At 38.6% G+C, this 14,507-nt stretch carries 16 protein-coding genes and 2 pseudogenes; 5 read left to right on the top strand and 13 right to left on the bottom strand.

From position 1 onward, the window contains the following. The 5 genes from RM529_RS13180 to RM529_RS13155 all read right to left on the bottom strand — a co-directional run. A partial coding sequence (locus RM529_RS13180) for a type II toxin-antitoxin system RelE/ParE family toxin (protein ID WP_311485244.1) occupies positions 1–272 on the bottom strand: 272 nt, incomplete at its 3' end. A 2-nt stretch (positions 273–274) separates the two neighbouring features. Next, positions 275–508: an addiction module protein gene (locus RM529_RS13175; protein WP_311485243.1), complete on the bottom strand. Its 234-nt coding sequence runs from the start codon at positions 506–508 to the stop codon at positions 275–277. 505 nt (positions 509–1,013) lie between these two features. Further along, positions 1,014–1,529 carry an adenine phosphoribosyltransferase gene (locus tag RM529_RS13165; protein WP_311485242.1) on the bottom strand — a complete coding sequence of 172 codons (516 nt, stop codon included), beginning with the start codon at positions 1,527–1,529 and terminating at the stop codon, positions 1,014–1,016. Positions 1,530–1,568: 39 nt separating this feature from the next. Continuing rightward, entirely contained in the window at positions 1,569–2,219 is a 651-nt protein-coding gene (locus RM529_RS13160; protein ID WP_311485241.1) for a flavodoxin family protein, read from the bottom strand. 301 nt (positions 2,220–2,520) lie between these two features. Beyond that, entirely contained in the window at positions 2,521–2,679 is a 159-nt protein-coding gene (locus RM529_RS13155; protein WP_311485240.1) for a hypothetical protein, read from the bottom strand. A 579-nt stretch (positions 2,680–3,258) separates the two neighbouring features. Between RM529_RS13155 and RM529_RS13150 the strand changes: the two genes are divergently transcribed. Next, on the top strand, positions 3,259–4,602 hold the full coding sequence (locus RM529_RS13150; protein WP_311485239.1) for a serine hydrolase domain-containing protein: 1,344 nt from the start codon (positions 3,259–3,261) through the stop codon (positions 4,600–4,602). Between the two features lie 317 nt (positions 4,603–4,919). Here the strand turns inward: RM529_RS13150 and RM529_RS13145 are convergent, their stop codons facing one another. Further along, positions 4,920–5,798 carry a DUF808 domain-containing protein gene (locus RM529_RS13145; RefSeq protein WP_311485238.1) on the bottom strand — a complete coding sequence of 293 codons (879 nt, stop codon included), beginning with the start codon at positions 5,796–5,798 and terminating at the stop codon, positions 4,920–4,922. A gap of 743 nt (positions 5,799–6,541) precedes the next feature. Between RM529_RS13145 and RM529_RS13140 the strand changes: the two are divergent. After that, positions 6,542–7,252: pseudogene (locus RM529_RS13140) on the top strand (zinc-dependent alcohol dehydrogenase family protein); the annotation flags it as partial. Here RM529_RS13140 and RM529_RS18250 read toward each other — a convergent pair. The 7 genes and pseudogenes from RM529_RS18250 to RM529_RS13110 all read right to left on the bottom strand — a co-directional run bounded on the left by RM529_RS18250 (position 7,163) and on the right by RM529_RS13110 (position 12,946). After that, positions 7,163–7,561, bottom strand: a complete 399-nt coding sequence (locus RM529_RS18250; RefSeq protein ID WP_489752736.1) for a mannonate dehydratase — start codon at positions 7,559–7,561, stop codon at positions 7,163–7,165. The pseudogene RM529_RS13140 and the gene RM529_RS18250 sit on opposite strands and share 90 nt — an antisense overlap. Beyond that, positions 7,548–7,928 (bottom strand): mannonate dehydratase, encoded by a 381-nt coding sequence (locus tag RM529_RS18245; protein WP_489752735.1) that lies wholly within the window; start codon positions 7,926–7,928, stop codon positions 7,548–7,550. Before RM529_RS18245 ends, RM529_RS18250 begins: the two co-directional genes overlap by 14 nt. 52 nt (positions 7,929–7,980) lie before the next feature. Next, positions 7,981–8,355 (bottom strand): SDR family NAD(P)-dependent oxidoreductase, encoded by a 375-nt coding sequence (locus RM529_RS13130; protein ID WP_311485236.1) that lies wholly within the window; start codon positions 8,353–8,355, stop codon positions 7,981–7,983. A gap of 100 nt (positions 8,356–8,455) precedes the next feature. Beyond that, entirely contained in the window at positions 8,456–8,674 is a 219-nt protein-coding gene (locus RM529_RS13125) for an SDR family oxidoreductase (RefSeq protein ID WP_311485235.1), read from the bottom strand. Between the two features lie 283 nt (positions 8,675–8,957). After that, positions 8,958–10,004 (bottom strand): annotated as a pseudogene (locus RM529_RS13120) (IS256 family transposase); the annotation flags it as partial. Between the two features lie 221 nt (positions 10,005–10,225). After that, a complete protein-coding gene (locus RM529_RS13115; RefSeq protein WP_311485234.1) occupies positions 10,226–11,566 on the bottom strand; it encodes a Gfo/Idh/MocA family protein in 1,341 nt (446 codons plus the stop codon). Positions 11,567–11,569: 3 nt separating this feature from the next. Then, on the bottom strand, positions 11,570–12,946 hold the full coding sequence (locus RM529_RS13110) for a 3-keto-disaccharide hydrolase (RefSeq protein ID WP_311485233.1): 1,377 nt from the start codon (positions 12,944–12,946) through the stop codon (positions 11,570–11,572). A gap of 550 nt (positions 12,947–13,496) precedes the next feature. On the opposite strand from RM529_RS13110, the gene RM529_RS13105 reads away from it, so the two are divergent. The 3 genes from RM529_RS13105 to RM529_RS18150 are packed head-to-tail and all read left to right on the top strand — an operon-like array spanning position 13,497 to position 14,417. Further along, positions 13,497–13,676 carry a hypothetical protein gene (locus RM529_RS13105; protein ID WP_311485232.1) on the top strand — a complete coding sequence of 60 codons (180 nt, stop codon included), beginning with the start codon at positions 13,497–13,499 and terminating at the stop codon, positions 13,674–13,676. Continuing rightward, positions 13,676–14,161 (top strand): DDE-type integrase/transposase/recombinase, encoded by a 486-nt coding sequence (locus tag RM529_RS13100; RefSeq protein WP_311485231.1) that lies wholly within the window; start codon positions 13,676–13,678, stop codon positions 14,159–14,161. Before RM529_RS13105 ends, RM529_RS13100 begins: the two co-directional genes overlap by 1 nt. Positions 14,162–14,201: 40 nt before the next feature. Continuing rightward, positions 14,202–14,417 carry an integrase core domain-containing protein gene (locus tag RM529_RS18150; RefSeq protein ID WP_432264536.1) on the top strand — a complete coding sequence of 72 codons (216 nt, stop codon included), beginning with the start codon at positions 14,202–14,204 and terminating at the stop codon, positions 14,415–14,417. Positions 14,418–14,507: the final 90 nt, after the last annotated feature.

The following is a 14,507-nucleotide window of genomic DNA, read 5'->3' as shown; positions in this document are numbered from 1 at the left end:
GGATTTTGCCAGGTGTTGAATACAGAGTACACAACTACATTTCCATTTTCTATTTCATAAATAACCAAAAAAGGAAAACGTTTTATAAATATTTCATGGTAAGGCTTTCGTTTCTGGGGGAAGTGTTCTGGGTTTGCTGTTATCCTATCAAAATAACCGTCTAAATGCTCTAAAAATTCTTCGCCCAGTCCGATACGCTTTTCTTCGTAATAGAGATAAGCTTCAATAATTTCTAAATTAGCTTCATTTTTGACCACTAGAATATATGCCATTATTAGCTGGCATTTCTTGCGTTTTGTTTGACTTGTTCCCAGGTAAGGGATTTGCTTTCGCCTTTTAAGTGTGCTTCCCTGCGCTTATCAAGCATTTGATATTGTTCTTCACTTAAGGTAAGTTCCTGCTCGTCATTTTGATAAGTTTCCGCTAAAGCCTTTATCATTTTTAAAAGCCTTACATCTGCCGTGTTTATATACTCTTTGACAGTGTTTCTCAGATCTATCGTTGCCATAACTATCTCGTTTTTCTTATCGTAAAGATACAATTTATGTTCGATCTTGTCTAAGGGTTGGGAGATCGGACTTTTGATTGCAGATATATTTTTCCCGTTACGGAACTGCCCTGGCCGATGCAGTGCAAAGGGTTGGTCTTTCTGTTGGTAAAGATCAAAAGCTTTGTAAGTCTGTTGTTTTCCTCACCGATTACACCAGCTTTTCAAATTGGTTTATGACGGATTATATTCCCGCGTTTTCAGGCTTAAGCCAAAACGCCTTTTATTTAATATCTTTGAGTAAAGGATCTGATATCATGAAGAAATTTTTTTTCAAAGCCCTCGCAAAATTTAACAAGAAGATTTTCCCCAGTTATTCAAGACAACAACTGGACCTGCAAAAGGCCAGTAAAGTGCAAAAGGCAATTATCGGATGGAAACTTTGGGTGACAAAAAATTCATTAGATTAGGTTTATTTCCTCAGTCTGTCAATCTCTTTGTGACACTAAAGTAATTCTTCACCTTCTTAATACTCAACAAGCGACGCTACAGGAAAGCGGGAAAGCTGCTGCCTTCCGTTCAAAAAACTTAATTCTACAAGAAAATTACACTGCACCACATTACCGCCCAACCTTTCCACCAAACTGCAGGCCGCCCGGGCCGTTCCCCCTGTAGCCAGCACGTCATCATGAACAAGAACATTTTCACCCTTTGAAATCGCATCCTTATGGATTTCCAGCACATCAATTCCATATTCCAGATCATATTTCTCGCTAAGTGTCTCCGCCGGTAATTTTCCTTTTTTTCTTACGGGTACAAAACCGGCGTTTAGCTTTTGAGCGAGCAGAGCTGCAAAAAAGAATCCGCGGGATTCTATTCCCACGACGATATCAATAGGCTGGTTATTAAGTTTCTGAATGAAAAGGTCTACGGCAAAATCCATCGCTTTTGGATCCTGCAGGAGCGGAGTAATATCCTTATAAGAAATTCCCTTTTTCGGAAAATCTGGTATTTCCCTGATAAAATTTTTCAGATTAGTCATGAATGCAAATTAAAGAACAGAATGTGCAATAATATCCTTTTACTTACTCATTTTTTTAGCTCTTTCCTCAAGTTTATTAACCTGCGTGGGGTACGGATTTTCTTTCAAGGTCTTTGCCAGGTGCACCATGTTGTGAACCATTAAAAGTATCATATTGTTGGTAAATTCGTGCTTATCGCCTTCAGCTTCTATATAAGAAGGCCCGGGACCAGCTTCACCTACATAGTAAGAGAAAGCATTTACGGGGATACTGAACCCATGTTCAGAAAGGTCGAACAACATACTGGAAATTGCTTTTTTGGCCCCATCTTCATTTCCGTCTATCATTACGCCGGCTACTTTGTTGTAGGTAGGATATTGGCCATTTTCGTCATTCCCTTCAGACATTATGCCATCAAAACGTTCAGCGACCATTTTAGCCACAGAGCCACGATCACCACGCCATATTGGCGATGCCAGGATGAGCATATCCGCATTTTTTACCTTTTTTAGAATGGCAGGCCACGCATCCCCTTCTCCTTCATCAGATGTTACTCCAAAGTTCACATTATGGTCTACTACCCTTACAATTTCGGTTTCCACGTCTAGTTCCCTGAAGATTTTTTCAGCATTTTTAATAAACGCTTCGGTATTTGAAGTTTCAGGTGATTTTTTAAGTGTACAATTCAGAAATAAAGCTTTTAATGGCATAATAAAAAGATTTTTACATTGTGAAACCTGAAATTATTGATTTTCAGGAATAAAATCAGTTAACACCAGGTTAAAGAAGGTTCAAATTCTGCTGAAAGAGCAGGATTTGAACCTTCTTTAAGAGTTGTGGAACCTGAGTTGAGATAATGTACTCTTGAATTCCAATTTATTAATTGGCCCTGGAAAGATTAGAGCATAAAAAAGAGGCTGTTCAAAAATGGCAATTTTCGTCCTACTGAAAATTTCAGTATCACGAATCTTTCATTTTTAAGCAGCCCCCTTCAGATTACTTCAAAAAAACTCAATCTTTCTTCTGCTGTTTTTTCTTGTCATTTTCAAATTTATCATACCTTTTACTGTCTTCTTTTCTTTGCTCATCACGGTTGGCATTTTTCCATTCCGGAGTCCTGTTAGCATCCTCTCCCTGAAACTCCCTTCTATCTGATTTCTTATCACTCATAATTGCTTGTTTTCAATTTAATTATTCCTTTCCTTTAAATATAAGCAATTGAAAAAAGGGTAAATAACTGATTATATGATTTTTAACAGGTTTTTATAAATAATCATAAAGTAAAACAGCAGTCTGTCTTTTCTTCGAAACCTAAAAGCGTTTATTTAACGGATTTTAAACCCTCTTATCTATCCAGTTAAAATTTTGAAATAACCGCGGAACAGATATTTAATTATAAATTCTGTAATTTTTAATCTAAACCTACGACTTAGTTCAGGTTATAAAGAATGCCAGCCTTAATCCTTTAGCGTGACCCTACTCACTCTGAGGCGAAAAAAGCTGGCATTCCATTTTTTAATAATGACAAGTATTTCAGCATTGGTATTCGAGGGTGAAATTTTTCCAAGGACAATTCAGGTGAATGTCAAAAGATGTCTTTAAAAATTAAAATTCTCTGGAATTCTATTAAACTTTGGTTTTTTAAACTTTCAGCCTGTAAACCGCTATAAGACTCCACAGCGTTTAACTTATTTTTTGTATTACCCTTCCGGATAATCATTAATTTTACGGCGTATTCGAGACCACTTCATGAACAAAAAGATAAAATACGGACTCCTAGTTGGTTTCCCTTCCTTAGCATATTTCGTTTACCGAAATTTCCCAAAATTAAATATTCTGACAGGTTTTGCAGCTAAAAACGTATGTTCCTGCACATTTGAAGCAGGAAGAGACCTGGAATCTATAGAATCTGGAGACAACAATTTCTTACCGGTTTTTTACGCTAAAAATAAAATTGATTTTGAAGCTAAGTCGGTTTCATCCACCATTTTCGGATTAAAAAAGCGTATTGCTGTGTACAAAGAGGGAATTGGCAGCGTACTTCTACCGGAAAATTCAACTGATGCCGTCCCGAACCTTCCTTTACCAAACCGTAAACCTGCAGCGGAAAACTTACCTTATCCCTACGGGAGAAAAGAACCTGAAAATGCCAATTTTCGCCCTGATAAACGCAAAGCTCTGGAATTTGCTGTGGAAAACGCTTTGGAATCTAAGGCAAAAGCTATTGAAAAAACCAGGGCTGTACTTGTACTTCAAAAAAATAAGCTGGTTGCAGAAAAGTATGCACCAGGATTTTCTTCAACAACAAAATTCCTGGGATGGTCCATGACCAAGAGTATTACCAGTGCAGTTTTGGGCGTGCTCGAAAGAGAAGGGAAGATTTCCCTTGCACAGGATCATCTTTTTAAGGAATGGGAAAATGATAAACGCAGCAAAATAACACTGAACAATGTACTGCAGATGAACAGCGGTCTTGAATGGGAAGAAGATTACACCAAAATTTCTGATGTTACCAGAATGTTATTTATGGAAGGCGATATGCCCAAGGTCCAGATAAACAAACCTTTAACTGGCGAACCGAACAATAGCTGGAATTATTCTTCGGGTACCACAAATTTATTATCTCGGTTTATTCGTGACCAATTTACTTCTCATCAGGAATATCTGGATTTTTGGTACAAAGAATTGATTGATAAAATTGGAATGCACTCCATGACCATTGAACCAGATTTAGAAGGAAATTACATAGGATCCTCCTATGGCTGGGCCACTGCACGGGATTGGGCAAAATTCGGGTTGCTTTATCTAAATGAAGGAAACTGGAACGGAGAACAGATTTTAAACAAGTCCTGGATAGAATATTCTGCCAAGCCTACAAACGGTTCAAATGGAGAATATGGTGCACATTTCTGGTTAAATGCTGAAGCAAAATATCCAGACGTTCCAACAGATATGTTTTCCTGTAATGGTTTCCAGGGTCAGTATATTTTCATAATTCCTTCAAAAGAGCTTGTAGTGGTTCGATTTGGCCTTACGGAGTCGCCGGAATTTGATATTAATAATTTCCTAAAGGAGATATTAGAAGCTTTTTAGTAGCTAGTGGGTTACTATTTTACCAGGTATTAATATATATAGCACAAACAGTAGATTTTAAGTAAAAAAAGCAGGAAATGCCCCCAACATTACCTGCTTTATTATTAAAGAAGAAGAAGAAGAATTACCCCTAAGACTTCTTCTAATATATGCGAAATGTAGATAAAAATAAGTGCTTACGAAATACCTAAAAAGTGGTATTTTTTGAAGTACCATAGAAGTATAAATAGTTTTTTCTTCCGCTATTGAAAAATTTCTGTGATTATAAAACCAAAGAAAAGGATATTAAAAGTCTAGTATCTATCGCCTTAAACCCTTTATTTTTTTTTCAGATTTTTCCAAATCCTGGTAACTACCTTTATAATCATCAAGACCAGAAAACCAACTACCAAGCCCATTAAAAACTCTACAATGATGCCGGGCCAACTCTCGAGAAAATTGTGCAGAAAATGAAGATTATGCATGAAAATACCTCCTGAAACCAGCAGCAAAGCTATAGTTCCAATAATTGAAAGACCTGTAATTACCTTAGGGAGTGCATTTATGAGGAATCTGCCTATTTTATCTGAAACACTGTTTTCTTTTTCGTTCAAATCGATAAGTTTGGCGCCAAATTCATCCATCCTCACGATTAGTGCTACGATTCCATAGACACCAACGGTTGCTACCAGGGCAATAAGGGAAACTACAATAATTTTTGTTAGCAATGCTACGTCTCCAACGGCACCAAGAGCAATGATTACAATTTCCACCGAAAGTATGAAGTCGGTAAGTATGGCCGATTTTATTTTTTCTTTTTCCCTGCTTAAAACTTCTTCTTTTGAAAGTTTCTCAAGCTTAGGAGTCTCCTGATTGTGGGAATGAGGAAAAAGAAATTCATATATTTTTTCTGCACCTTCGTAGGCAAGATAAAGCCCGCCAATAATTAAAATAATTGTAATAGCTGAAGGTACGAAGGCACTTAGCAGGAATGCCATGGGGAGAATAATCAACTTATTCAAAAGCGAACCTTTAGTAATAGCCCAAATTACCGGTAACTCTCTGGATGACATGAATCCGGATGCTTTCTCTGCATTTACGGCTAAATCGTCCCCTAATAATCCTGCTGTTTTCTTACCGGCGACTTTTCCCATCACCGCTACGTCGTCCATTAAAGTTGCTATATCATCGAGCAGTGCAAAAAATCCTGAAGCCATAATTGATCTGTTATTTGAAGGGCAAGATAAGCGTATTTGATAAATTGAAATATAAGGTAATACTGAAAAAATTATTTTTTTGAAAAAAATACAGCTTCAATTATCATATAGGATCTTAAGAGAAGACTTTATATAGCCACACGTCTAACTGCCAACGGCAGCTAACAGCTTGATTCGTTGGGAATAAAACGATCCATTTCCTGTTACCAAAGCGGACTTTTAGTTATTCTAAGCAGAGCCTGATTTACCGGTTCCCGCAATTTATTTCCATTAGGAAAATGATGAGGCTCAAATGATCAAATTCAGGTTAACCGGAATTATGAGGAAAACTTTCAGAAGGATTTACTTGATCTTATATGGCAGACTTGATGATAATGTGCCGCCATGCAACATATACCTCGTGGTTGACGCAAAAAAACTTTGACCTCATGATTTTCCCAATGCACGCTATTGCTATGGGGAGGACAGTTCTTACATGATGTGACCGCTGAATTCGTTTTATTAAGAATTTGATGGGCGTGCCACCTGAAGGATTTGAAAAAAAATGAATAAAAAGTATTTAATTAAAATCAGAGAATTCTCCTCTCCTAAAAAGTCAGGTTAGAAGTAGGAGTAGTTCCTGGTAAACTTGGAGAACACCATTAACATTGTAAAAGCCTTTGCAAACATTATGTTATTTATGCTAAACTTTTTGTTTCAAAAAGCACTAATCCCGAACTTTAAGATTCAAAAAAATAAAAGCTATGAGTAATACTGAGAAAAAAACACGAATCGTACAATTTCATGAAACTGGCCCTGCAGAGGTGCTCAAAATAGAAGAGGTTACCCTACCTGAACCTAAAGAAAATGAGGTAAGGCTTAAAACTGAAGCATTGGGACTTAACCGTGCAGAAGTAGCTTTTCGAAGCGGCCAGTATCTTGAACAACCCGATTTTCCGTCAAAGATAGGTTATGAAGCCAGTGGTGTGGTGGAAGCTGTGGGAAGTAATGTAAAATCGGTTAAAGCAGGAGACAAAGTTAGCACGATTCCCTCCTTCTCTATGAAGGAATATGGAATGTATGGCGAGGATGTTATCGTGCCGGAACACGCGGTGGCGAAATATCCCTCAAACCTTTCTGCTGAAGAAGCCGCGGCAATTTGGATGCCTTTTATAACAGCATATGGAGGTTTGGTGGAGACCGGCCATTTGAAAAAAGGAGATTATGTATTTATTACCGCTGCCAGCAGCAGCGTTGGGCTGGCTGCCATAGATATTGTTAAAGCCAAAGGTGGCATTGCCATTGCCAGCACCCGGAAGCAGGAAAAGAAGCAGGATCTTCTGGATGCAGGGGCAGATCATGTTATTGTTACCGATGATGAAGATTTAGTTGAAAAAGCCATGGAAATCACCGGAAAGAAAGGATTTAATATCATATTCGACCCTATTGGCGGACCCATTATTGAAGCATTGGCCAAAGCAGCGGCAGAACGGATCAGATCGCATAGGCATCCGATAATCCTTCCGACCATTGGATATTCTTTTTTGTTGTTCCAGAATTAGAGCTTTCATCACTGCGTACATATCCACATCTCCATCTAGATGATCCGCTTCATAAAAATTCCCGTCTTCATCTCTCCTTGTGCTCCTTAAATGGATAAAATTAATCCGGCACCCTAGTTTTTTAACCATACCTGCCAAATCATTTTCGACAATTACTCCATACGACCCGGTACAGAGACAGAGTCCGTTGTTTGGACTATCTACAGCATCAAGTAACACCATCAGTCTCTGTACTCATTACCCTTGGAAGCCCTAGGATTGAAAATGGAGGATCATCAGGATGAATAGCCATAAGAACTCCGGCTTCTTCAGCTACAGGAATTATTTCCTTCAGGAATGCGTAAAGATTTTCCCTGAGTTCCTGTTCTCCGGTCGATCGATACTCATCTAGCACCGTTTGAAATTGGTTTAATGTATAACCTTCTTCCGCTCCCGGAAGACCTGCAATTATATTATGAACTAAAAGATTTTTTCTTCTTCTGTTAATTTCTGCAAAGCAACTTCTGCAGCCTTTTTTTGTTTCGGAGAATAGGCCTCCTCTGCCCCTGGCCTTTTCAAAAGGAATAACAAAGCCATAGAAGCGTACCAATCAAATCCTCGGTTTCCCAAATTTACCCATAGGTGTATGGTCTATGATAATATTACCCCCTCTCCGTTAATTCACCATCATCGTTGGTCAATAAAGTTCTGTTTTGTTCTGTTAGGAAAAATCCTGGTGCCAGGGCTTTTACTTTTATATCAACTTTAGAAAAATGCACGGCCAGCCATTGTGTAAAATTGCTGACTGCCACCTTTGCACCACTGTATCCCGGTATTTTTGTAAGCGGACGGAATGCATTCATTGACGAAACATTTATGATCGAACAACCTGCCCTTCCTATCATATCTCTTGCAAAAATTTGAGTAGGAAGCAACGCGCCAATAAAATTAAGGTTGAACACGAATTGTATACTATCCTTATCCAGATCAAAGAAAGTCTTTAGTTCTTCTTCATTTTTTAGATCCTCCTGTAGCAAATGTGTTTTTGAAGTAGTGCCTTAGGATGATTCCCTCCTGCCTCATTGATGAGTATATCACAAGGTCCTAGCTGTTCAATGATCGCTTTATATGCCTTTCTCAAGCTTTCTTGTCAAGAACATTAGCCTCAAAACCCGCGGCGATACCACCACTGTCATTAATCTTTTTCGAAAGGGATGCTGCTGTTTCCATTTTAAGATCCAATACTGCTACCTTAGCCCCCTGTGCTGCCAGAGATTCTGCCATTACATTACAAAGTACTCCACCGCCACCGGCAACCACAACTACTTTATTTCTTAACTCCTCAAATTTGGTCATCTCTATATAAATTGTTGATTTCTTGTGTTTGCATCATCAATTAAGGGGATGGAAGATTACAACAATAACCATACACATCAATCTCTGGGCAATAAATCACCAAGGGAATACAAACCTCGATTCGGGGAAGAATTCTTCCCCGAATCGAATGATATTAATGAAAATTTATTAATTTTAGCTGTGTCTTAAAGTGGGTAAGGCTACAAATGCACCTTCTTCTCGAATTCTTATTGACACTATCCCGCAAAGTGTGTAAAGTTTAAATAACAGGGGTTAGACTTTTTTAGAGTCTGACTCTTTTTTCATAGATCGTGAGGAACTGATTTAAAATGACGCCCCAGTTCCTAATAGGCATAGACCATTTTTTAGTTGCTTCCCTGGCAGCCAAATATACAGATTTCATCACTGCTTCATCTGTCGGGAAAGACAATTTATTTTTAGTGTACTTCCGGATTTTCCCATTGAGGTTTTCAATGAGATTTGTAGTGTAAATGATCTTTCTTATTTCCAGAGGGAACTCAAAAAATACGGTAGGGCCTTCCCAGTTGTCCCTCCAACTCTTTATGGCATAGCAGTATTTGCTTTCCCATCTCTCTGCAAAATCATCTAGGGCAGCCTTTGCTGCTTGCTGGTGGGGTGCATTGTAAATGTGCTTCATATCTGCTGTAAAAGCTTTTTTGTCTTTCCATACCACATACCTGCAGGCGTTGCGTATTTGATGCACCACACATATCTGGGTTTTGGACTAGGGGAACACGTTCCTGATGGTATCGGTAAAGCCGTTCAGGTTATCGGTGGCCGTAATGAGTATATCTTCAGTGCCCCTGGATTTCATATCGGTAAGGACACTCATCCAGAAGGCTGCAGATTCATTCTTGCCCAACCAAAGTCCAAGAACTTCTTTCTTTCCATCCCTGCGAAGCCCTACTGCAATATATACCGTCTTATTAATTACTTTGGAGTTGTCCCGTACCTTGAATACGATCCCATCCATTCAAACAATAAGATACATGGGTTCCAATGGACGATTTTGCCATGCCACGATATCCTCAGTGACCTTTTCGGTAATCCGGGAGATAGTGGAAGTAGAGACTTCAAAATTGTAAACTTCCCTAATCTGTTCTTCGATATCACTATTGCTCATTCCTTTGGCGTAGAGCGATACAATGACATTTTCGATCCCATCAACCATACTCCCACGTTTTGGGACGATCATGGGATTAAAGGAAGCACTACGATCCCAGGGAACCTGGATCTGCGATTCCTCAAAGGAAGTACGGACCTTCTTTTGACCATAGCCATTACGGGTGTTGGGGTTGTCGGATTTCCGAAAGATCCTTTAAAAATCCGTTGAGTCCTTCTCCGCTTCTGAACTACTTCAACCGTTAAATAAATCCGCTTTTTTCATACTGTGTAAATTTTAAAATTAGACAAAAAAATAACAGGGGTCGCGACCCCTGTTATTTTCATTTACACAGTTTATGAGATAGTCCTTTTTGAGGTTATAAATTAAAAGAAAATGTTATCAGGCCCACTTTTATCATGATTTCCTTATAATTTCGGTTTCCAACCAGGGGCATATTCGCGTCCCCATAATTTCATGGCATCTCTGTCATAAATACGTCCGGTAGACTCATCTATATCAAACCCCCTTCCAATACGGGAAGCGATATTGGCGTAATGAACCATTGCCATACTTGTATTTGCATCGTCAATTGGGGCGTTAAGTTCTGCTTTACCTCTTATAGTATTAAAAAAATTCTTCACATGAATAGTGGTCATATCACCCCCACCTCCCAACGCTGTTCCAGCTTCATTAGAACCAGATCGAAAATCCCTTATAACTTCTCCATCTCTATCGTATAAAATATGTTTTTCCCTGTCAACAAAAATACTTCCTTCGCTACCGTAAATAATTGTTCCGCGTCCGCCACCGTAGGTATCGTAACCATTCCGACTTTTTCCATCCCATTGAATGATCTTATCTTCAGAGAATTTAAAAGTTGCCTCCATAGTGTCATACATTTCCCAACCGTCATTAACAAAATGTTGTTTCGCAGCTTCGACCTCCGCATGTTGGGGGAAATCTACCTGTAAAGCCCATCGGGCGACATCCAGTTCGTGAGTTGCATTATTTCCCGCTTCAGCAGTTCCGTAGTTCCAACCATACCAGTGCCAATTATAATTCCAGGTTTCTTCAGTATACTCCCTTCGGACAGCAGGTCCCTGCCACAGTTCCCAGTCCAATCCCTGTGGAACCGGAGCCTTTTTCTGAACAGGCACTTTCCCACGAGCATTGGTATAAAAAGCAACCGCTTTATAAGGTGTGCCTATAGCTCCATTATGAATATCATTTATAATCTCTATTGTATGATCTGAGGATCGTTGCTGATTACCCATTTGAACCACTTTTTTATATTTCCTGGCTGCTTCCACCAACAGTTCGTTCTCTTTCATATCATGACCGGAAGGTTTTTCAACATAGACATGCTTTCCTGCTTTAATAGCCAATATGGAACCGGGTGTATGCCAATGATCTGGAGTAGCATTTATTAATGCATCTACCTTTGGATCATCAATAACCTTACGGATATCATTCTCCAGTTTAGGCTTATAATCTATATGTTCTGAAAAATTCTTTAGAGCACTGGTGCGCTGGCTTTCCATGACATCACATAAATATAACAACTCTACATTAGATTCTTTCATGGCTATTGGTTCATAAAAGGCACCAAGTCTACGCCCAAGACCCGCAATAGCGACATGCAATCTTTCATTAGAACCTATAATACGACGATAACTTTGCGCACTCATCCCCAAGGTCGAACTTGCAACAGCAATACCGGCACCCCCCAGAGCAGTTTTTTTTATAAAATTTCTTCTTGAACTCATATTTTATAGTGTTTTTATCTTAATATTTTTAAATGCTACACGGTCGCCGTGGTCCTGCAAAAGGATGTGGCCTTTTTCTTTTTCACCAAATTCAGGCCATTCATCATATTTACTTTCAGAAACCAATTGACGATACTCGTCACTCTTTCGTTCATATTCCAAAACCTTCACCCCGTTAAGCCAATGTTCCACGTGGTTATCTTTGGAAACGATGCGGCCGGAATTCCATTCTCCAACGGGATTAATGGGTTTATTTGGATTGGCCTGGATTAAATCATATAACGAGGAAACAGTCCTGCTCCCCTCGTGGTTTCCTAACTTAGCATCAGGATGGTTTTCATCATCCAGGATCTGGTATTCCAAACCTATTGACGAGCCGGGGCCTTTATTAATATCTGTATCAACATAATATTTCACCCCACTATTTGCTCCTTCTGTTAATTTAAAATCAAATTGCATTTCGAAATCACCATAAACTTCGGTTGTAACAATATCACCTCCAGCAGCAGATTCAGCTCCTCCTGAGGAAAGCACAATTAGCTCCCCACCCTCAATAACCCATCCCTGTTCAGGGAATTCATCCAACCTGGCACCGCGCCAACCATTGGTGGTTTTACCATCCCAAAGCATTTCCCATCCCGCTTCTTTCTCAGCACTAGTTAAATTATTTTTTGTATTTACAGGCTGTACTGGGGTTTCCCTCCTATATTGATCAAGATCTTCAGTTAGGATCCTTATGTTCCTCCACATAATTTCTGTGCCCTCCGTGGCATCCTCCGGAATACTGTGGACTTGAAGGGCTATAAAACCACTATCGGTCTTATCATCTATGAGATGGGCAGCCGGTACTCCATTTACCCAGGTTTTGATTGTGTCTCCTATGGCTTCAATCCTATACTTGTTCCATTCATTTTGTTTAAACGCCTGTTGCGCCTCTTCATTCCCTATTAATGGAAATAACCAACCCCGCCTGCTTTCATCATAAATCCCGCCGCTCCAAGCCCTTTCTGATGGATCTATTTCCACCTGGTAACCGTGAACCCTGCCATTCATATAATTATCAAAACTATTGCTTCTAATTTGAATACCGGAGTTCATACTGGGATCTACTTTATACTCTAATTCGAGGATGAAGTCGTCATAATTCTTACCATTTGTAAGAAAGGTATTTGGGGTGTCGTGGACGGTAGTACCCACTATAGCGGAATTTTTCGCTCGGTATTTAGCGTCTCCCCCTATAGTTGTCCATTCATCTAAAGATTCCCCGTCATACATTGGAACCCAAGGGTCTTTTGAAGATGTTCCTGCGCACCCAATAAAAAAAATAAGAGTAACGGCTGATACTGCAATTTTTACAGTCAAAAAGTATTTAAATTTCATAATTTAATTATATTACTTATTAAAGATATTCGCTTAAATTAAAATTATACAATTGGTAGTAATCGATTTCTCAAACTTACATTTTAAAATTTTAAAAACAAATCTGTGTTAAAACAACTTTAATTATTTATTGAATAATTGGTTGTTTGCCAGTGCGACAATATTTAGGGTTATCTAGCAATAGTTTTGGATATCAATTTCAAAACTATGTACGTCCCTGATATAGGTGGACCACTAAATCAACTTATATGAAACCAAATGTAAGATTACTGCGGAAGCAACGCCAGTATTCTGGGGAGTTTAAATAGCAGATTGTTACGGATTTTGAAAAGGGCGACTATAGTGTTCCCCAATTGGAGAAGCTTCATGGGTGTTTTATCAATCTATTTACAACTGGGATTTATAAATTTTCTACCTTTAATGAGAAAGGTTTTGAAGTCATAGAAATGAAAGACAGTAGCAGTAAAAAGATGCAGGAGCTGGAAGTCAGAAATAAAGAACTGGAGGCAGCTTTTGGGCGGAAGCAGATACAGGTGAATTATCTTGAAAGATGATTGAGCTGGCCCAGACAGAACTTGAGCTGGACATTAAAAAAAAAACAGCACCCCACAATCAACTGGCTCAGGGAAAACAAAGAAATAGTGAGAGTTATTCTATGAACCAATCGGGATTACTAAAAAAGCTGTACATCAATATGCCCGACGGCAAACCTTATTTGATCGTCGTTTGATGGATTTAATATCTGAAGCAGATGATATTCGTAAAGATCATCCTGGTTGTGGGGTGAAGAAATTGTATTATACTTTAAAGCCCGATTTTATTGGAAAATACCACTTTGTAGAGGCTTTTATGCATTTGGGTTACCGTCTGAAAAGGAAGAAGAACTACAGGCGCACTACTATTGCAGGTAAGATCTATTATACAAATAAAATAAAAGGCATAGAGATAAATGCATCTTCGGTGGTATGGCAAAGCGACATCACTTATTACCGGGTAGGTGATGAATTTTATTATGCAGTTTTTATTATAGATGTTTACACTAAGAAAATAGTTGGCTATAAAGTCTCTGATCATATAAGAGGGACAGCTATTCTAAAGGTTATAAGGATGGCCTTAAAAGACAATAAAGCTCCCAAGATCCATCATTCGGACAGAGGAAGTCAGGATATTTATAAATCTTACATTGATCTTTTAAAATCGCTACCACAACAATAAGTATGGCTTTGAGTGCACATCACGATGCTTATGCTGAGAGATCAACAGAACAATAAAAGAAGAATATCTTGATCCTTGGAAACCCAAAAACTTCGATCAACTAAAAAGACAAGTAAAAAAAGCAGTAGATAATTATAACAACAAAAGATCCCATGACAATTTAAACAAAAGAAACCCAGATGAATTTAAAAATTACTGGTCAACAATTAAACCAGAAGAACGACCAGTAATTACTATTTTTGATAATGAAAATTAATATCTAAAACCGGTCAACACTAATCAGGGAAGTGCAGATATGACCATATTAGAATTTATGAACCTGAGTTCGATTAATAATATGGAGTAA

It is taken from the genome of Autumnicola edwardsiae (genome assembly GCF_031846505.1).
GTDB lineage: Bacteria > Bacteroidota > Bacteroidia > Flavobacteriales > Flavobacteriaceae > Autumnicola > Autumnicola edwardsiae.
The sequence above is the reverse complement of the archived record's forward strand: the minus strand, read 5'-3'. Positions and strand labels throughout refer to the sequence as shown.